This is a genomic window from Pedobacter nutrimenti (genome assembly GCF_032678445.1).
In the GTDB taxonomy this organism is placed as follows: domain Bacteria; phylum Bacteroidota; class Bacteroidia; order Sphingobacteriales; family Sphingobacteriaceae; genus Pedobacter; species Pedobacter nutrimenti_A.
Window position 1 is genome coordinate 285,414 of record NZ_JAVTSQ010000011.1, and the last position, 17,725, is coordinate 303,138.

The 17,725-nt window shown below is 36.1% G+C and carries 21 protein-coding genes; 8 read left to right on the top strand and 13 right to left on the bottom strand.

Annotated features, from left to right (window positions below; translation table 11 throughout):
- Positions 1-627: 627 nt before the first annotated feature.
- Both R2S08_RS21105 and R2S08_RS21110 read left to right on the top strand, forming a co-directional pair.
- Positions 628-1,035, top strand: coding sequence for a hypothetical protein (locus R2S08_RS21105; RefSeq protein ID WP_316836998.1), 408 nt, complete (start codon positions 628-630; stop codon positions 1,033-1,035).
- A 563-nt stretch (positions 1,036-1,598) separates the two neighbouring features.
- Positions 1,599-2,021, top strand: a complete 423-nt coding sequence (locus R2S08_RS21110) for a hypothetical protein (RefSeq protein WP_316836999.1) — start codon at positions 1,599-1,601, stop codon at positions 2,019-2,021.
- A gap of 102 nt (positions 2,022-2,123) precedes the next feature.
- Here the strand turns inward: R2S08_RS21110 and R2S08_RS21115 are convergent, their stop codons facing one another.
- From R2S08_RS21115 to R2S08_RS21135, 5 genes are all read right to left on the bottom strand, one after another.
- The gene (locus R2S08_RS21115; RefSeq protein WP_316837000.1) at positions 2,124-2,822 is read right to left on the bottom strand and encodes a DUF1826 domain-containing protein; all 699 of its coding nucleotides are present in this window, start codon (positions 2,820-2,822) and stop codon (positions 2,124-2,126) included.
- Between the two features lie 38 nt (positions 2,823-2,860).
- Positions 2,861-3,040 carry a hypothetical protein gene (locus R2S08_RS21120; RefSeq protein ID WP_316837001.1) on the bottom strand — a complete coding sequence of 60 codons (180 nt, stop codon included), beginning with the start codon at positions 3,038-3,040 and terminating at the stop codon, positions 2,861-2,863.
- 17 nt (positions 3,041-3,057) lie between these two features.
- Entirely contained in the window at positions 3,058-3,561 is a 504-nt protein-coding gene (locus tag R2S08_RS21125; RefSeq protein ID WP_316837002.1) for a hypothetical protein, read from the bottom strand.
- Between the two features lie 124 nt (positions 3,562-3,685).
- On the bottom strand, positions 3,686-4,240 hold the full coding sequence (locus R2S08_RS21130; protein ID WP_316837003.1) for a hypothetical protein: 555 nt from the start codon (positions 4,238-4,240) through the stop codon (positions 3,686-3,688).
- A gap of 52 nt (positions 4,241-4,292) precedes the next feature.
- Positions 4,293-4,697, bottom strand: coding sequence for a hypothetical protein (locus R2S08_RS21135; protein ID WP_316837004.1), 405 nt, complete (start codon positions 4,695-4,697; stop codon positions 4,293-4,295).
- Positions 4,698-4,929: 232 nt separating this feature from the next.
- Between R2S08_RS21135 and R2S08_RS21140 the strand changes: the two genes are divergently transcribed.
- From R2S08_RS21140 to R2S08_RS21165, 6 genes are all read left to right on the top strand, one after another.
- The gene (locus tag R2S08_RS21140) at positions 4,930-5,367 is read left to right on the top strand and encodes an aspartate/glutamate racemase family protein (RefSeq protein WP_316837005.1); all 438 of its coding nucleotides are present in this window, start codon (positions 4,930-4,932) and stop codon (positions 5,365-5,367) included.
- Positions 5,368-5,560: 193 nt separating this feature from the next.
- The gene (locus R2S08_RS21145) at positions 5,561-6,382 is read left to right on the top strand and encodes an AraC family transcriptional regulator (protein ID WP_316837006.1); all 822 of its coding nucleotides are present in this window, start codon (positions 5,561-5,563) and stop codon (positions 6,380-6,382) included.
- A gap of 85 nt (positions 6,383-6,467) precedes the next feature.
- Positions 6,468-7,049: a DapH/DapD/GlmU-related protein gene (locus tag R2S08_RS21150; RefSeq protein WP_316837007.1), complete on the top strand. Its 582-nt coding sequence runs from the start codon at positions 6,468-6,470 to the stop codon at positions 7,047-7,049.
- A 114-nt stretch (positions 7,050-7,163) separates the two neighbouring features.
- Positions 7,164-7,394, top strand: coding sequence for an alpha/beta hydrolase (locus tag R2S08_RS21155; RefSeq protein WP_316837008.1), 231 nt, complete (start codon positions 7,164-7,166; stop codon positions 7,392-7,394).
- A 150-nt stretch (positions 7,395-7,544) separates the two neighbouring features.
- Complete coding sequence (locus tag R2S08_RS21160; protein ID WP_316837009.1) at positions 7,545-8,696, top strand: AraC family transcriptional regulator; 1,152 nt, start codon at positions 7,545-7,547, stop codon at positions 8,694-8,696.
- A gap of 135 nt (positions 8,697-8,831) precedes the next feature.
- Positions 8,832-10,301, top strand: a complete 1,470-nt coding sequence (locus tag R2S08_RS21165) for a serine hydrolase domain-containing protein (RefSeq protein ID WP_316837010.1) — start codon at positions 8,832-8,834, stop codon at positions 10,299-10,301.
- A gap of 198 nt (positions 10,302-10,499) precedes the next feature.
- Here the strand turns inward: R2S08_RS21165 and R2S08_RS21170 are convergent, their stop codons facing one another.
- The 8 genes from R2S08_RS21170 to R2S08_RS21205 form a co-directional block, all read right to left on the bottom strand.
- Positions 10,500-11,201 carry a hypothetical protein gene (locus R2S08_RS21170; RefSeq protein WP_316837011.1) on the bottom strand — a complete coding sequence of 234 codons (702 nt, stop codon included), beginning with the start codon at positions 11,199-11,201 and terminating at the stop codon, positions 10,500-10,502.
- A 34-nt stretch (positions 11,202-11,235) separates the two neighbouring features.
- The gene (locus tag R2S08_RS21175) at positions 11,236-11,886 is read right to left on the bottom strand and encodes a hypothetical protein (protein ID WP_316837012.1); all 651 of its coding nucleotides are present in this window, start codon (positions 11,884-11,886) and stop codon (positions 11,236-11,238) included.
- 15 nt (positions 11,887-11,901) lie between these two features.
- Positions 11,902-14,064: a TonB-dependent receptor gene (locus R2S08_RS21180; protein ID WP_316837013.1), complete on the bottom strand. Its 2,163-nt coding sequence runs from the start codon at positions 14,062-14,064 to the stop codon at positions 11,902-11,904.
- A gap of 113 nt (positions 14,065-14,177) precedes the next feature.
- Positions 14,178-14,462 carry a transcriptional regulator gene (locus tag R2S08_RS21185; protein WP_316837014.1) on the bottom strand — a complete coding sequence of 95 codons (285 nt, stop codon included), beginning with the start codon at positions 14,460-14,462 and terminating at the stop codon, positions 14,178-14,180.
- Between the two features lie 10 nt (positions 14,463-14,472).
- Positions 14,473-15,039 (bottom strand): hypothetical protein, encoded by a 567-nt coding sequence (locus R2S08_RS21190; protein ID WP_316837015.1) that lies wholly within the window; start codon positions 15,037-15,039, stop codon positions 14,473-14,475.
- Between the two features lie 143 nt (positions 15,040-15,182).
- The gene (locus R2S08_RS21195) at positions 15,183-16,184 is read right to left on the bottom strand and encodes an NADP-dependent oxidoreductase (protein ID WP_316837016.1); all 1,002 of its coding nucleotides are present in this window, start codon (positions 16,182-16,184) and stop codon (positions 15,183-15,185) included.
- A 9-nt stretch (positions 16,185-16,193) separates the two neighbouring features.
- Entirely contained in the window at positions 16,194-16,892 is a 699-nt protein-coding gene (locus R2S08_RS21200; RefSeq protein WP_316837017.1) for an SDR family oxidoreductase, read from the bottom strand.
- Positions 16,893-16,961: 69 nt separating this feature from the next.
- The gene (locus R2S08_RS21205; protein WP_316837018.1) at positions 16,962-17,552 is read right to left on the bottom strand and encodes a TetR/AcrR family transcriptional regulator; all 591 of its coding nucleotides are present in this window, start codon (positions 17,550-17,552) and stop codon (positions 16,962-16,964) included.
- Positions 17,553-17,725: the final 173 nt, after the last annotated feature.

A 17,725-nucleotide genomic window follows, 5' to 3' on the forward strand; every position in this document is an offset into this window, starting at 1 on the left:
TCCATAATCTGTACAAAACGACTGGTCGAAAATAGCTTTTTTAAGCAAAGAAATAACTATGATTTTCTTTCTTGCAGATTATATTGAATCGTGGAGAAGAGGAACAAACAACATTCTCGAAAGGGCTGTTGGTCGACCTTCTAATGATTTGTTGCGATATTATGAAAAGAAGCCAGGGATCACTCTCTTTTGTTAAAGAGAAACTGCATAAATAAGCTAATTGGAAGGAGTGGTAAAATGATGATTATAATAGGTGGAACACAATTGTAATCGCCTTCTTTTGTGGTATGCATCATTGGTAATACCTGCAGGAATATGGTGTAAGCTATAGTAAGAATTGTAGTAAATACATAGGTGAGGAAAGCTGGTTGAATCTTACTTTTTTTGAAAAGAAAAGACATGAGCCATGGCATGATTATATACGGACTCAGGAAAACTATTATTATAATGGCTATCATAAACCTTAATACTTATTCCATAAAAAAGTAACCAATTAGATGTGCATTAATAGAGTCTAATAAGGATCGGTTTAAATCTTATGTAATGATTATTCCTAAGAATTTTCCTGTTCTTTATTTTAAAAAAAGAACGAATAATTATAATTATTTTTTGTTTTAGTGGGAATATATGCCATTATTAGCCAAATTAATTTCAGGAAAATACAGGTGGAATATGGAGATAGTTTTAGCTATTACGGTTATAATTGGATTATTATTAATACTATTCATAGGTAATTATTTAATATATAAATGGATAGCTGGCAGGGCCATTAGAAAGATCATTAAGCCCTATTTTTCGAAAATTGGATATAAAATAGAGGGAACTAGATTTGTTGGGCTTTTTAAAACGGGTGATTTTAAATGGAAGGGGTTTCCTTTTCGTCCATTTATGCATAGTGGTTATCTGATGCAATCGGTATATATTTATGTTCAATTAAATAAAAGGGAGACGGATACTTCAATTAGAATCACAGCAAAAATTTCTACCTTGTTTTTATTTATTAGGAAAGTGGAGTATAGTAAGACACTTAGTTGAGCAATCTTTACAGAAGATAAGTTTAACTGGCAACTATTTTGGAATAAATATGAATTGGTATTATTATTTAAATTTTCGGATTTATAGATTTTATAAAAAAAGAGACAATATTCCCGGATTTTACTCTTTTCTTGTTACTAGTAGCTTAATGTGCTTAAACGTGATTTCGATAATAGCAATAATTGGATTTGAGTGGGGCAGTCTCAGGCGATTCATGAATAAAGAAAATGCACTATTGTTGTTTTTATTTGCGGGTGGGGTAAATTATTTCCTATTATATAATGGGAATCGTTATAGGGACGTTTTTGACGAGTTTGATTTGCATTCAAGTCGGTACAAGAATTGGACTTTAGGGGTGAAATTATATTTAATCATTTCCATTTGTCTATTGCTGGGGGTATTGGTTATTGCCGATCTTCGAAATCATGTGCGTTTATAAATATTTAAGCTTAATAATGACTTTTTATGGTTGGAAATGAGAAATAGAATAAATTAGGTGGCATTTTTGTTTTACAAGATAGCCCGAAATCTAATCAATTTAGGGATAATTACACCCGAATAATATGAAATTTCAATTACAAAAGACAGTGAATTCAGAATTTGAAGCAGTACGCGAAAGAGCGATCGACGTCTTTAAAAGCTCAAATTATTTAGAAATTGAAGTTTTGGATAACGTCATCGCTTTTAGATTTGGGGGCAATGACTGGGAAATTGTATCCCGTTCAGAATCCTATAAAAAAATAAAGAGAGGTAAATTGGAAATAACTAGATCGGAAATTAATTTCTCATTGAAATTAATCTATTTTGTTTCCCTCTTAACAGAAATAATTATAATTCTTTTGTTTTTAATTGGCGGGATTTTCATTAGTCATAATATCTTATTTTTAGCCTTGTTTATGTTTTTTATCTTGGTAGACAAACTCTATACTTCAAGAAAATATGCTGAAAAAATGCTTATTGATATTACATTCGATGAAATTAAGTAATTCAGCATACTTATAAATTGAATAGCCTGATTAATGGCCAGTAATAAGCCAAATATAAGGTCGATCATTTCTTTCTTTAGCAGCTTTAATCAGGAAATATATTTAACAGATCAAAAGCAGTCTATACTCACCATCATTTTCTACTGGTGCTCTGTGAACACAGGGTAATACTTTTTGCCCAGGATGATCTACAGCTAATCTCCAAAGATGGCCTAATCCTAGATTTATGGTCTTAGCATAAGGTTTAGGCTGATAATGTAAATCAAAATAATGTTCGCTCAAAAAGGTTTCAAACTCCGCTTCTGGACCCTCATGTAGTTCCTTAAGCTTTTCCCGGATTTGTGGAATTAAAATTTTCTGTTCAACCTGATCATTGGGCAGGATATCGCTTGCAGCACCATAATAAGTACATAAAAAAGTATCCGCCGCGATAGGGGACCGGTCCACATGGTAAGAATATACGTCTGTTGAAATGAAATCCAGCTCCTCGTCCCGCTGGTAACTTTTGATCAGATTGAGCGAAGGAGAGGCCCCAAAATCAGCCAGCAAGTGCAAATCACTTAAAATAACTTCCCTGGCAATATGTCCCTTTTCGGATAGCTTGAGCGCTAAAAGAGTCTCTGGTGTCACTTCTGTGATATTTTGCTCCAATTGAAGTTTAGACACAATTTCCTTAAAATCTCCAGCCAAATTTCTGTGCCAACAAATCGCATTTACAGTGCCTAGAAAAGAGGTGTTTACAAGGTCAGAAAAAGTAGAGACCAATCCAATGTGATTGCTGTCCGAAAATTTATGGTTCATGTACTTAAGAAATAGCTAATTATTGATTTTCTACAAAACTAATTTTCTATTATCCATTTTATACCAACCACCAGCATAATAATTACTGCTAATAGATATTTCCATTTAATAACCTGGCGTTTTCTATAAGCTATATAAATACCTATGGTCATAATAACAGCTATCGCTATAATAAACCAGCCAAATAGCGATGGGTCTCCTCCTAATTTAATGTTCATATTAATCTCTTTTTTTCTTAATCTTTTTCAATAGCAACATCAGTAAGCTTAAACGAAAAATTCTTGTTGTCCCGTTCTCCTTCGGGCTTTTTCAGCTCACTGTAGTTAACAGTACCCGTTATTTTAAATTCTGGATGTTCATCCAGATTGTATTTTACCCCGTTGTTATCAAATACAAAAAAGTTCTTTAGCGTGTATTGTTTTTGGTCTGGTGCCATATCTAACAATACCGTATTTTTACCCGTTCCAAGATTCAATATTACATCAGATATACTATGTTTTTCGCTACTCATCGCATGCGATTTTACTACAAAAGCCATAGGGATTACTGTTGATCTGCCGGACATAAAAGTAAAGTATGGTGCATTAAATTCTCCTACCAGTTCTACTTTTTTGCCTTCATATTCATATCCAGACCCCAAAGCTTCCACAATTTTTACTGACTTGCTATTGCATGCTGATAAGAGCAACACAAATAGATTTAATGCTATTGCTGAAAATACTGTTGTTTTTCTGCTCATAGTTTAGGTGTTTAATAGATGTTTTTACAATTTTTTAAGCTTTCCATCATCAAGATAATGAAAAAACTTCATTGACAATAACTCGTATTGCCATTTGTATTTACACGTTTTAACTGATGCGATCTCACACCTCATTTCTGTGTTTTTCTAAAAACTTATTACAAAGCATTAGAATTTCATCAGGAGTTCTGTCTAAATTGTGGATAGAAAAAATAACATCTTCAATTCCGGTTTTGTTTTCAACACAGAGTTGATGTTGGGCTACAGAATAGGTTGTTGAAGCTGCGGATTCACCTTCGTTTGGATAAGAAGTAAGATATTTATAGTGAACCAATAATTTAAATCCTGTAATATTCTGCCATTGAATTACATTTTTGCGTTGGCGTTGAAATATTTGCAGAAAGGCAAAGCTGTCATATAAACCTTTACTGGAGGACAATATTAGCCCCTGTTCTGATATTATGATTGCTGCTTTTAACCGAATCAATTTATTTGCAATAAAGTCAACTACAGCAGGAAGTAGAAAAAACAATGCAATAACACCAAATACAATACCACCATTGTTTCTACGGGCTCTAAACATTGCATAGGAAAACAAGACAACTGGTATCAACGTAACAAATAACCATACAAGGCTTCTGTGGGGTTGAGTTGATCTTTTTATAATTATGGATTCCATATTGATACTTTAAAAGCTCTGAGTTGTGAGCATTGTGACAGGAGTCTGATGATTAATTTATCTTAGTAAAAATGCTTGAAGGCCCGTCATATGCGTCCACTGAAATAATGAGTTTTTTGTCGTTGATGGTAAAGTAATTCTTTATAACGTCATTAGCTTTTCCATCATATACAATCTGTTTTTCTTCTTTTTTTGTTATCAAAGACTTGTAGCTAATGATAGAATAAGTTCCTTTATTAATAGTTTTGCCATCCCGCATTATTTCATATTCGGTGTCGGTAAATTTTGTAATATTTCCCAATCCTGGAGCATATTCAGTCTTTACTCCATCCAGTCCGCTAACTCCTGTAGTTAACTCCCATTGCCCAGCCAGAGCATGAGATAAGGGTTTGTCTTTTTTGCAGGAGAATAATAGAATTGTCAAAGAAAGGAACAATAGTACGTTAAGATTTTTCATAATGCGTTATTTATTTGGTTTGTGGATATACTGCTTTCTATCAATCTACAGTAATATTGTGATAAAACGTTACCTGTTGGTAAAGTGCTACAGATTGGTGCTGCTTTATACTAAGTTGTATCTGTATTTTTTAGATATTTACGTGGAGAATATATTCTCGTTCAAGACCAGCAATTAGAATAACTGTTACATATTAATAACAAAATATTAATGAAGAAAATTGGATTAGTAGGTGGGATTAGTTGGGTATGAACTACAAGCTATAACCAAACTGCCAATCATTCATATTGTTGTAGAAACTGCAAAAGCGGTTAAAAAACAGGGCTTAAAGAAGGTTGGCTTATTGGGAACAACGTTCACAATGGAAATGGATTTTTATAGAAATAAACTTGAAGAGTATGGTCTTGATGTTTTGATACCAGAAAAACAAGAAACCAGAGATTATATTCAATATACTTTAAAAGAAGAACTCGGAATTGGCTTTATCAATCCTCAAACCAAGGATAACTATATCTCTATTGCAACCGAGCTGGCTAAACGTGGGGCCGAATGCATTATTTTAGGTTGTACGGAAATACCTATGTTAATAAGCCAAAGTGATTTTGAGATCCCCATTTTTGATACAACAAAAATACACTCCCAGGCAATTTTGGAATTTATAGTTTCTTAAAGGAGGTGTTTACAGATTCTAAAAGAAGGAGCAGTCATTTCTTGATGGAGAGGAGCATGGTAAAGAGTTTGGTAAAAGAGGTGATTACTGTAGTAAGCGAGCCTGTGGGAAAAATAAATTGAGCTGCACAGTAAAGTTTCTGAGCTCCGTTTTGATTAGGTTTGCCTATCTTGACATTTATTTGAGTATGACTATGGAGCAATCTGAAAAATTAAGAACTATTCACTATTCGGGAATATTCCTTTCCTGTTTTTCGGACTTTAGTGAAAAATGCATCCATGCTACTCCGGAACATGTGCTTCTGTATCTGTATGGTGGTGAACAGATCATTGAAGATGGAGATAAGAAAATTACTGTACACGCTGGAGAATGTGCATTCATCAGAAGGAACCACAGGTTGTTAATGTATAAGAACAGCAAGGGCGACGAACTTTATAAGGGAATTTCCATGACATTTAACAGGGCTGTACTGCGTGATTTCTACAGCAGAATGAACAAAGTTGATATGCCTAAACGGGTTGATATTGCAGAAGAGAATGTATTTAAGATTCGGTCAAGGGCTGATATCAATAGTCTGTTCCAATCCTTGACACCCTATTTTGATGAAGGGGTAAAGCCAAGCGAAGGTGTGGCAAAGCTGAAATTACAGGAAGGAATCTATGCCCTGCTGAATAGCTCTGATGTGTTCTTTCCGATATTGTTTGATTTTACCGAGCCCTGGAAAATGGACATTCTGGAATTTCTAAATCAAAATTATATGGACGAGCTTTCAATGGAGCAGATTGCTGCCTATACTGGACGTAGCCTGGCCACTTTTAAAAGAGATTTTAAGAAGATCAGTAAACTTAGTCCGCAAAAGTGGCTGATCAAAAGACGTTTGGAAGCAGCGTATGTCAAATTAAAAGAAGAAGGTAAGAAAGTGCAGGAGGTGTATGTTGAAGTAGGTTTCAAAAATCCTTCCCATTTTTCTACTTCATTTAAAAAGCAATATGGATTTCCGCCAACGGAAGTCTAAAATTTCCAGAATATTGAGCTTCTCAGAAAAGTAGATTGAGCCCCACAGTAACGTCGCTGCGGGGCTTTCTATTTAATTTTGCTCCATGGAAAATAGGACAGAGGATATTTTTGAGCGATTGAGAACAGGTCAAGCCATTCGTTTGAACGATCCTGAGTATTATAAAATAAATGAAGTGGTTAACAGGACGATAAAGCTCTCAAAGCGGCTCAACTCAACTGTTGATGTAAATTCTGTTCGTCATATACTTGGTCAGATCATGGGGGCAAATATAGACGACAGTACCACCATCTTCGCTCCGTTTTATACCAACTTTGGAAGGTTCACAAAAATCGGTAGCAACGTTTTTATTAATCATGCCTGCTCATTCCTTGATATGGGTGGCATAACCATTGAAGATGAAGTGCTGATCGGACCAAGAGTAAATCTTGTTACAGAGAACCACCCGTTGGAACCAACGGACAGGCGGGCATTGATTACAAAACGAATTCTTATCAAACGAAATGCGTGGATCGGTGCCGGAGCAACTATACTGCCTGGTGTAACGGTTGGAGAAAATTCTGTGGTAGCAGCGGGTGCAGTGGTTGCTAAAGATGTACCCGATAATGTTATAGTGGGTGGCGTTCCCGCAAAAATACTTAAAAAAATAGCCCATGATAAATTATAGAATATATCCAAAAGCAAATTTGCTGTGCGGTTGCGACCACAAGTATGTATGATATGACATCCAGGTTCAGTCAATTCAAATGGTGCCTGGCTTGTTACCAATCCACTTTCGTTTATGAATATGCCATTGTTATCGAATATTAAAGAGATCTCTCCGCGACCAATTCTAATTATAGCAGGCGCAGATGCGCATTCCCGTTATTTCAGCGAGGACATATACAAAATGGCTGCAGAACCGAAGGAACTGATTATCATTCCAAACGCGGTTCATGTCGATTTATACGATAAGATCGATGTCATTCCATTTGATAAACTGGAAGATTTCTTCAGAAAAAATCTAAAATAAAGACTTTTATAATTTCATTTCACATTTTTTTCCACTCTGTAATACTGATCTATTTCCATAAATAATAATCGCAAAAATTAGCTAAATTCGCCGCATCAGTAAATGGATAAAAAGGATCCTGAGCTAAACAATAACCTAAAAAAATAATGAATGGATAAAATTAATTTACTGGTTCTCGTAACTGTAATTTCCCTGTTCATCTCACTATTTCTGGCCTTCTTTCTATTTACTTTTAAAGCAAAGCACAAAATAAGCAATACTCTTTTTGCTATTTTTCTTATCATCACTGCAATAGACGTCAGTGATCCTCTGATTAACTTATCGGTTAATGGTCCTTCAAATCTGGGCATGCTAAAAAATACAATTGCATTCTTGCAAATTCCTGTTTTTTACCTGTATGTATTGTCTGTTTGTTATTCAGATTTTAAGCTTAAACTAAAGCACATTATCCATCTGTTGCCATTTTTAATTGTCAATTTGATTTTACTGCCCCGTTTTTATACAGTAGATGTTGCCTCTAAAATTGATTTCATCTTAAATCGCCAAAATATGGTGGAACTACAGTTCAATCATATTCTTTTTCATATTCAGATAGTTGTCTATTTTGCCGCTGTTTTTATACTGTTGCGAAAGGCAAAAAAGCTATATCTGGAAAATTATGCAGGCACCAATATTGATTCTTACTATTGGTTATTTCAGTTTACAAGTGTACTCACCATCCTCTACTTAATTGTTATTGTGAAAAATATTTTCAAATTTTCTGAATATCCGCACATCTCTGAATGGATAAAAATCGGAATCCTGATATTTCAGATGTTTATTACTTGCTGGTATTTATACAAGGCATTAAATAACCCTGGTTTATTTAGAAATATTGACTCAAAATTAAAACTTGTTTCTGATCTCATTTTAGAAGAGAAAAAGGGCGGGCAAACGATGGAGAAAGAAGGAAGTAACGAAGAGTTATTTAAATTGCAGCAGTACATGGTTGACGAAAAACCATTTCTTAACCCTGCTTTAACTATTCAAGATGTTTCTGGTGCAATTAGGATTCCCGTTCGTAACCTATCAGTTTTAATCAATCATACATTAGATCAGCATTTTTATGATTTCGTAAATACCTATCGTATAAATGAGGCTATGGATATTTTAAAAGATGACACAAAAAATAAGGTAACTATTTTAGAAATCCTTTACGAAGTTGGCTTTAATTCTAAATCTTCTTTTAATACAGCCTTTAAAAAACATACAGGTACTACACCAACTTCTTATCGTAAGTTACTTAAGAATAGTGATTTGTAATTACTCGTACTTTTGTTTTTTATTATTCGTACTTATTTTTCTAGACAAATGCGTTCGACTACTTTTATTCGGTCGCACAGCATAAATTTCCTCTACACATTTGTATCGAAATAATTTTTAATTAAAAACGATACAATGAAAAGTCTTCTTTATCCATTAATTCTTGTCTTAATAATTTCGAGTTGTCAAACAAGAAATAAGACATTCACTAAAAAAAGAAACTATGAATTTCTTACGGACAGTTTGAATATTGAACAGCAATTAAATATGTATAAACTCCCGGGATTTAGCGTAGTTGTTTTTGAAAATTACAAGATTGTATATTCCAAACAAGTTGGTGTAAAATCAATGAATTCGGAAGAAAAGATAGATGAAAATACTGCATTTTCTACAGCATCGATTTCAAAACCGATTACGGCACTTCTTTGTCATATTCTTGAAGAGAAAAGACTAATCAACTTAGATGATCCAATAGAAAACAACTTAAAACGCTGGCACTTGCCAAAAAGCAAGTTTACTAAAAATAGCAGTCCGACCTGGAAGCAATTTCTTAATCATACTGCTGGCACAACTCAGGACGGATTTGAAGACTATTATAAAGGAGAAGTCATTCCGACAATAAAACAAAGTCTTTTGGGGCAGATACCGAGATATGATAAGGAAATTGAATTTCTTTTCAGCCCGGGAAGTGATTGGCGATACAGCGGTGGCGGGTATGTGATTATCCAAATGGCATTGGAAGATACTTTCAATAAACCCATTGCAGAACTTGCACGTGACTACATTTTTTTGCCTCTGGGCCTGGAAAACACAACAATGATACAGCCTGATGAAAAGGGATTTCTATCAAATGTTGCTCTTGTTCATGATAAAGATGGAAAAGTGATCAAAACGGGTTTGCCAATCACACCACAAGTTGGCCCGTCAGGATTATGGTCTACTCCGACAGATTTAGCTAAACTTTCTATGGAGATACAAAATGCCCTACGCAATAAAAATAACAAAGTGATTTCCCATCATGTTGCAAAAAAGGTAACTGAAGCAACTGTTTTAAAAAATGCTGTTGGTGGCTGGGGCTATGGCTGGCAGAAATCTTTTGGATATAACAACTACGATTGGTTTTCGTGTAATGGTTCAAATACCGGGGTTGGCGGGAGTGTTTTTGCAACGATGACAGAGGGGAACGGCTTCGTATTTCTTGCTAATGGCGAAAAACCGAATCGCATTCCAGTGATGACTCAAGTCCAAAGAAAGATTCTGACATTAATGGATTGGAACGGTAAAACAACGGATGAAGGAGTTCAGGAAATGCCATCAAGTCTAAAAGAGAAACTCATCGGAACTTATGACGATTTTCTTTACGGACAGGGAGTTGATACCAAAATAGTAGAAAAGAATAACTGTCTGTATGTTGAATCCCCTTTATTGGAGCATTTTAAAGGAAAAAATGATAATGAGTTATTGTATTTGAAAAATGGATTATTTAAAGTTATAGACTATCCAAACCTGTTAAAATTCGATTTCAAGGATGGAAAACTAAATTCTGTCATCTTAATAAGAGAAAATCTCAATGTTAAAATCCCAATTATCAATAAAGAAAAGTGACCTTAAAATTAACACATCAGCATCAACCCAAAAGTAAGCAGCAGTGGTGGTTAAACAATGAAAGGTTGAGATGAAGGCAACGTATAATACTATATAACAAACCCAACACTCATGCCCAGGAAAACTTTCCTGGGCATTTTTTTTAGTTTTTTTTGCTCTTTTGCTACCTCCTTCGGTGTTAGTTACCAAAAACTACACTTACTTTACACTGGTAACTGTAGTTTTCATAAGGGCAAAACCAATAGCGATCATCCATATATAAGAAATGAAACGGACGATAGGCAGCAATATAAATGCCTGCTGAAATACCAATCCGAAAAAAGAGAGTTCTGCGAATACGGCAAGCACTATACCTAACCAGGCTATCCATGCCGGACAGTATTTCAACAATAAACATGGAACAGAAATTCCTGCCATTAATAAACCTAAGGGCAACAAATGTGCTATTCCACCCGTTGCAAAACTCAATAGCCTAAGTAGGTGTATAGTGCCGGGTTGATCTGCAATTCCTGGTTGACATAATACCCAAGTGAAAAGACTGGAAATGCTGACCCATACGGAAGCTGTTATTCCACCGAATAATGCGATATTCAGACCAGCTGCATTTACACCCATCGTTTTTATTTTTGTGACAACAGCGGCTGTAAATAAACCCAATGGGATTGCAGCCCCAAATTGCAGAAAAGCATTAATTTTTAGCGCCCATGGGAAGTCATGTATCAATTGCTGGATTTTTTCAATATCGGCAAATGGCGAGGGGAATGCTGATCCATTGGACAATAAAGGCACAAGTATAATACTCGCCATAAATAGAATGACATATACAAGGGCTGTAATGCCCGGATGTGGCCCCCGGTATTTTTGCCCTGAGTGAACGGTTTGATCTGCTGTAATATTCATTTTAATATAATTTTAAATCACGGAATGGATGGCTTTAGTTGTCACATTTTAACATATAATCCTGGTTTTCCTGCTCTCCCCAGTACGGGTGCAGGGCAGACAAAGACTCTCGTTTTTTATCAAAGAGTAATTTGGCCTTTTCAAAATAAGGTTTAGCCTTTTTCTTACCTCCTCCATACAATACAGGTTTGTTAAATATTGGGATTCCCTGCAGATAATAAATACGGGGATTATTTGGATTTACTTTTTTGGCTTTTTCAAGATTTGTATTCATAATATCCAGGTATTTTTTCCAGCGATTTGCTGGATCAACTAAGAATCTGGAAAAAGCAACATAAGCCGTCAACACCAGGCTTTCGTCATTGGAAGCATCAATGGCATTCATGATATTCAGATAATTCTCGGCCTGATCTAATAACTGGTCTTTTCGCTTCATATCCGGTTCTTTTATGGCCATGTAAGCATTGGAATAAGCAGCATAGTAGTTGGCTGCCCATTCTTTTGGCCACTTAGATGCAATCCTATTGAACTTATTGTTGGCCTCAGCCAAAGCTGGAATACTTGTAACTGACTGCAGATCTTTATAACCTGCATTCAGTGAGGTTTCAATGTTTTGTGCTTTTAGTGAAACTGCGGAAAGGGAGAAAAGCATAACTCCAAGTGCAGTGTTGATGATTGTTTTCATTTTCTGTTGTTTATTTTATAGTTCATCTTTTTTAAATTCTGAAATTGACAGGTATACACCGAAAAAAATGGCTCTGTATTGCGGAGGAAGCACTGGGTTTTTGAAACGCCCATCTGTCGAATAGCGGTAGCCCAATACATTTTTGTAATTGCTGAGGTTGTCAATATTGATATACCATGCAGCAAACATCTTTCTAATATTTGTCAGATAACTTGCTTTAAAAGACAGATTGTGATATGCAGGAGATTTCTCTTTTAAAAATGAGGTAGATAATGGATTATAATAAGATCTTCCGCTGGCATAATTGTAGCCTAGAGAGAAAACAGTATGTAACCTTTCCGGATAATATTTGGTAACAAGATTGAGGTTGTGTTTGGAAACAAAATCAGGAGTAGCGGATGAAGGATAGTTTTGATAGTACCTTTTAGTATCAATAAAGCTGTAGGTGATCCAATAATCGAAATTTTTTACAGAAGACTTATCCCGCCAAAAAAAATCTATGCCTCTGGCATAGCCATATCCGGAATTATTTATCATTCCAAGATCAAAGCGGTAAGGATTAGGACTATACTTGGTTCCAATTTCCCTAACCAGCTTGCTATAATCTTTATAAAAGGCTTCTATGCGAAGGGATCGGTTACGCTCTATCCATTCATAATTGACAAGATAGTGAACTGCCTTTTGTTGTGAAGGCCTGTAGCCTTGCAACAAGTACAAAGTTGGGGGGGACTGGTAAAATATACCGCTTGCTGCTCCTAATTGGCTGTGAACACTTATTTTTGCCGCCAAAGAAAGCCTGGGCGCAACATCTGCCTTTCCCGACAATCTGCTGTATTCGGTTCTTAGGCCGGGTTTGAAAGCAAGCCACCGCAAAGGTTTGTATTCTGCCTCCAGATAAGCCGCTGCCAGAGTTTCACTAAATTTTCCCTGATGTACATCGAATTGTTGTGCATAAGAATAATAGGCTAATTCCGTTCCTGTGGTTACTTTAAACTTGTTTGCCGCTTGCCAGCTGAGTTCCGCACGTAACTGATCACGGTTATCATCGCGGGTAAAAGTGGTATCGCTCCATTTTATATCGTCACTGTTTTTACTAAATGCAGTTGCAATAAATAACCTGAGTTGATGGCTTGGCCAATAATCATAAGATGCATTAAGGAGTGCATTTTTGTTCTGCAGATCGAAGCGTAGTAATGAGCCCACATCATCTGGGTTTGGAACTGTTGTACCGCTGCTGCTGCTGTTATAACCGAGGTTGATTTTAAATAATCCCTTATCAGTTTTAGATATCCATCTGGAAGAAGCCCCGGCAGATCGGGGGGCACAATAGAAATCATAATTGGTATTTGATAGGGAGTAGTATGGGCCATAATTGGTATAATTGCCATAAAATTCAAGTGCATTGTCTTTTATGCGTTGAGTTCCGCTTAGCATAAGACCACCGAGATTGGCCCCGGCAGAAAGCATTGTCTTTTCTGGTAAGTCTGTCGTTTGTAAATCTAATATTGAAGAAAGTGCCTGCCCATATCTTGCAGAATAACCTCCAGTACTGAATGAAGTACCTTTTAATTGAAAGGGATTGAATCTGCTCCGTTGACTGACTCCTGGTACATTGCTGAAAAAGGGATTTTGTACTGTAATACCATCTATTAAAACCATGGTTTCACTGGCATCTCCACCTCTTACAAACAATCCGGTTTGATCTCCACCATTTCGTTGTACACCCGGTAGGTTCTGTACCGCACCTATAATATCACCCTGCGAGCTTGCATTCGATAAAAGATCAACGGGTTTGATGTGGGTGAGTACTTTGTCATTGCTGGCATCGATACTACCCGTAGTTATTTCTACTTCAGCCAGTAACAGACCTGAGCTATGTTTTAATTTTATATAAATGATACTGGAAACAGTATCCATGTTTAGGGGGTATTGTAAGGTTTCAAAGCCCAATGCGGAAACTTTCAGCAGCTGTTTACCCTTAGTCATTGTGATGAGTTTGAAATGGCCTGAACTATCTGCACTGTTGCCCTCCGTGGTACCGCTTATGGAAACATTGGCATAAGAAACGGGCAAATGGTGTTCATCAGTAATGCTTCCTCTGATAATGGTTTGATTATAAGCCTTCATTGATGTACAAATAATCATTGCTGTTAGTAGGCTCTGTTTGATTCTTTTCATTAATGTAGTTTGCAATGCAAACCAAAAAGAACAAAAAAATAGACGAGCATATTTTCCTTGAAAAAAAGACGTTTCAAGTGAATTAGGTGCAGGTTTATACATGGAATTTCCGATCATATGTGTAAATATTTTTTGATGTCTTCTACATATTTTTCAAATGCATTTTTACCTTTTTCGGTTAACTTACAAATGGTATGGGGATAATTGCCTTTAAAAGTTTTTACTACTTCAACATACTCTGCTTCATGTAATTTCTTTATCTGGTGACTCAAATTTCCCTGCGTAGTTTTGGTCATTTCCATTAAATAAGCAAAGTCTGCCTGTTTCATTTTTATCAATACGGAAACAATTGCTAATCTTACGGGAGTATTTAAAACAGGGTCAAGGTCGTTATACATTTAACTTCAATTAGGCTTTAGTGTATCTAAGTAGGTATCCCGGAACAATATATCCCAGTATCACAGCAAAACCATGCAATAGGGAACGATATTGTTCTGGAATTAAAATGCTAATTACGGCAAAAATAAAAAATAATACACCTCCGGTAATCAATGGTTTAAAACGCAGGTTCAAACCGGAAACAAGTGTGCCAATTCCTCCGAGTAGTAGGGTATAGGTAAATGGTTGTATTTTTTGTGAAAGACTAATAAACACTGTCAATACAAAGCAGATACCTAATACAAGCCATAATTTCTTTAAATAGCTTGCAAGGTAGGTTTCCGATGCCTCACTTACTGAGCGGTAGTAGCGAAAAGTAAGTGCTATACCTATTAGTACAAGGACTGGGAAAGGCAAAAAGAACAGGCTGGTGGAGGTATAGGTGTGCAATGCAAAGAATGATAAACTCGCCACGGCTATGATCCAGCCCCATATTAAATAAAGGGTACTATAGTTTCTTAACTGGTCTTTAGTCCGTAAAATGACATCCGAAATTAATTTCAGGCTCTGTAAAGGATTCATTTCGTTTTCAATCATATCCATAAATTCAATCATTTGATATTCAAATATAAATATAGTTTGTATTGCAAACAAGAATTTTTAGCAAAAGTCCGGTGAATGCATGTTTTTAACCGGTAAATCCCAGTATAGTTGTAAATCATTACGTTAATTCCAACAATTCATCTTAATTTGACCACTATTTTTCCTTTTGCACGTCCACTTTCTATATAGGATAATGCCTCATTAGTTTTTTCAAAAGGAAAAACTTTGTCCACCACTGGTCTGATTGTTCCTTCTTCTATGAGCTTGGTGATTTTACCTAATTGCTCGCCTTGCGCGCGCATGAATAAAAAGGAGTAATCAACGTTCCGTTTCCTGGCCAATCGCCGAACATGAGCACTTACCAAGGACAATATAAGCTTCACAAACCAGGAAGCACCTACTTCTCTGGCGAAATCAGGCGTTGGTGGACCGGAAATAGAGATCAGTTTTCCACCCGGTTTCAATATTCGTAATGATTTTTCAAGAGTCTTTTTATCCTGACTGTTCAGTACCACATCGTAATTACTTAAGTGCTTTTCAAAATCTTCGTTCTTGTAATCCACAATCACATCGGCACCTAATCCTTCAAGCAAATTAAAACTTTTAGCACTTGCTGTAGTAGCAACACTGGCTCCTAAATGTTTAGCAAGCTGTATAGCAACAGTTCCCACCCCTCCGGAACCAGCTTGAATAAACACTTTTTGCCCATTTACAACCTGTGCCCTTTCTACCAAAGCCTGCCAGGCTGTGAGGGCCACAAGAGGAATAGAAGCCGCTTCTTCCATAGAAAGGTTCTCAGGCTTAAATGCTACGTCTTTTTCATCTATCGCAATGAATTCAGCAAATGTACCAACGCGATGATCAGCAGCTCTGGCATAGACTTTGTCTCCGACTTTGAATTTCTTTACATTTTTCCCAACCCTGGTAATTATACCCGCAACATCGTGCCCCAGAATTAATGGAAGCTTATAGGGCAAAATCAGTTTAAATTCACCGGTCTTTATTTTAGAATCCAAAAGATTTAAACCAGCTGCATGTACCTCCACAAGAACATCCTCGTCTTTTGCTTCCGGTACAGGCATATCAGCCAGTTCAAGACCTCCATTTCTACTATATCTGTTAATGATAAATGCTTTCATTTTTTATAATTAAGCCTGTTTAAAAAATTGCTTTGTATCACCAACAGGAATATCAAACTGATCTTTCCCCAGCGCCAGAAAGAACTCATCAGCAACCTCTGCTGGTGGAATACCATTTGCTCCACCTATTCCCGCAGAAAACTCAGTATTTACAAGTGGAGGGTATACTTCATAAATCTGAACATTTTTCTGCTCTTCATAGGTATACCTTAAGGCAACGGTGTAACTGTGCAATGCGGCTTTGGTTGCACCATAAGTAGGTAATAATTTATGACTTCCAAAAACTGCAATTGACGAAATATTCACAACAGCAGCCTCTGTTTTTTGCACCAGTTGCGGCAGCATGAGCTCTGTAAAATGGATGACGCTAATATAGTTCGTGTTCATCTCCACAGCAGCCTTTTCGTGCGCATTTAGAGTTTCATTCAGAAGATAGCTAAAGGCTGCACCTGCATTGTTAATAATGATGTTTACATCGGGATATTTCTCCTTTAGTTCTGTTGCAATACGGATTCTATCGGTTTCTAAAGACAAGTCACCCTGTATGGCCACCGCATTATCCAATTGTTTTAATGCATTTTGCAAACGCTCTTCACTACGGCCATTGATAATTACGTTATTACCAGTGGCGCTTAATTTTTTTGCGATAGCTAATCCTATTCCGGCACTTCCACCGCTAATGAATACTGTATTTCCTGTTGTTTTCATATTTATATTATTTTATACTTTTTAGTTTATTTTATAATATACTTTTTGGTTTATTTTATAGTAAAAAAATTATCTTGAGTACTGTTCTAATTCAGATTTCAGACTTTTAATGAGTCCATGCATGGGCTTAGTTGTATCCATAACCCTGCACATTACAACCGCCCCCTCAATTGCAGCAACCATTTTGAAAGCGAAGACGGCAGGATCCAGGTCTTTGGAAAATTCACCATTATTAATTCCTTCCTGAAGTACTGCTGTAAGTTCTTCCTGACCAACTCTAAATACTTTCGCAACTTTCTGCTTTAATTCAGGATAATTATCATCAGCTTCCACAGCAGTATTGAATATCGGGCATCCACCAGAAATATAGGTTTGGATAGGGTTTTTATAAAAATCCATAAATGCAAAGATCTTACCCTTTGACGTTTTTCCTTTTGATACTTCGGCACGCACTCTGTTCGATATTTTCTTCAGCGCTAAGTCAACAACTTGATCAGATAAGTCCTCCTTGTTTTCAAAATGACCATACAGACAACCCTTTGTAAGTTTGGTAGCTTCAAGTACATCATCTATGTTTACACCCGAAATACCTTTCTCATTATACAAGGGTACTGCAGTTTCCAGTATGAATTGTTTTGTTTTTTCTGCCTTTGTAAGCATCGCATTTGAATTATAAAGTAAATATACTAAAAAGTTTATTTTAGAGTAAAATTGAATTTAAATATTGCATTTCTTATACACTTTGTTGCAGATTCTAACTACCATCAACTTACTAAGTTCATTTTATAGCTCAGTAAGTTGATGATGGTAACAGGTTTGTAGAACAGGTATAC

Excerpts from the sequence above, each read along its gene's own strand:
- R2S08_RS21105 (WP_316836998.1), top strand. The coding sequence starts at position 628 with ATGCCATTATTAGCCAAATTAATTTCAGGAAAATACAGGTGGAATATG.
- R2S08_RS21110 (WP_316836999.1), top strand. The coding sequence starts at position 1,599 with ATGAAATTTCAATTACAAAAGACAGTGAATTCAGAATTTGAAGCAGTA.
- R2S08_RS21115 (WP_316837000.1), bottom strand. The coding sequence starts at position 2,822 with ATGAACCATAAATTTTCGGACAGCAATCACATTGGATTGGTCTCTACT.
- R2S08_RS21120 (WP_316837001.1), bottom strand. The coding sequence starts at position 3,040 with ATGAACATTAAATTAGGAGGAGACCCATCGCTATTTGGCTGGTTTATT.
- R2S08_RS21125 (WP_316837002.1), bottom strand. The coding sequence starts at position 3,561 with ATGAGCAGAAAAACAACAGTATTTTCAGCAATAGCATTAAATCTATTT.
- R2S08_RS21130 (WP_316837003.1), bottom strand. The coding sequence starts at position 4,240 with ATGGAATCCATAATTATAAAAAGATCAACTCAACCCCACAGAAGCCTT.
- R2S08_RS21135 (WP_316837004.1), bottom strand. The coding sequence starts at position 4,697 with ATGAAAAATCTTAACGTACTATTGTTCCTTTCTTTGACAATTCTATTA.
- R2S08_RS21145 (WP_316837006.1), top strand. The coding sequence starts at position 5,561 with ATGGAGCAATCTGAAAAATTAAGAACTATTCACTATTCGGGAATATTC.
- R2S08_RS21150 (WP_316837007.1), top strand. The coding sequence starts at position 6,468 with ATGGAAAATAGGACAGAGGATATTTTTGAGCGATTGAGAACAGGTCAA.
- R2S08_RS21155 (WP_316837008.1), top strand. The coding sequence starts at position 7,164 with ATGAATATGCCATTGTTATCGAATATTAAAGAGATCTCTCCGCGACCA.
- R2S08_RS21160 (WP_316837009.1), top strand. The coding sequence starts at position 7,545 with ATGGATAAAATTAATTTACTGGTTCTCGTAACTGTAATTTCCCTGTTC.
- R2S08_RS21165 (WP_316837010.1), top strand. The coding sequence starts at position 8,832 with ATGAAAAGTCTTCTTTATCCATTAATTCTTGTCTTAATAATTTCGAGT.
- R2S08_RS21170 (WP_316837011.1), bottom strand. The coding sequence starts at position 11,201 with ATGAATATTACAGCAGATCAAACCGTTCACTCAGGGCAAAAATACCGG.
- R2S08_RS21175 (WP_316837012.1), bottom strand. The coding sequence starts at position 11,886 with ATGAAAACAATCATCAACACTGCACTTGGAGTTATGCTTTTCTCCCTT.
- R2S08_RS21180 (WP_316837013.1), bottom strand. The coding sequence starts at position 14,064 with ATGAAAAGAATCAAACAGAGCCTACTAACAGCAATGATTATTTGTACA.
- R2S08_RS21185 (WP_316837014.1), bottom strand. The coding sequence starts at position 14,462 with ATGTATAACGACCTTGACCCTGTTTTAAATACTCCCGTAAGATTAGCA.
- R2S08_RS21190 (WP_316837015.1), bottom strand. The coding sequence starts at position 15,039 with ATGATTGAAAACGAAATGAATCCTTTACAGAGCCTGAAATTAATTTCG.
- R2S08_RS21195 (WP_316837016.1), bottom strand. The coding sequence starts at position 16,184 with ATGAAAGCATTTATCATTAACAGATATAGTAGAAATGGAGGTCTTGAA.
- R2S08_RS21200 (WP_316837017.1), bottom strand. The coding sequence starts at position 16,892 with ATGAAAACAACAGGAAATACAGTATTCATTAGCGGTGGAAGTGCCGGA.
- R2S08_RS21205 (WP_316837018.1), bottom strand. The coding sequence starts at position 17,552 with ATGCTTACAAAGGCAGAAAAAACAAAACAATTCATACTGGAAACTGCA.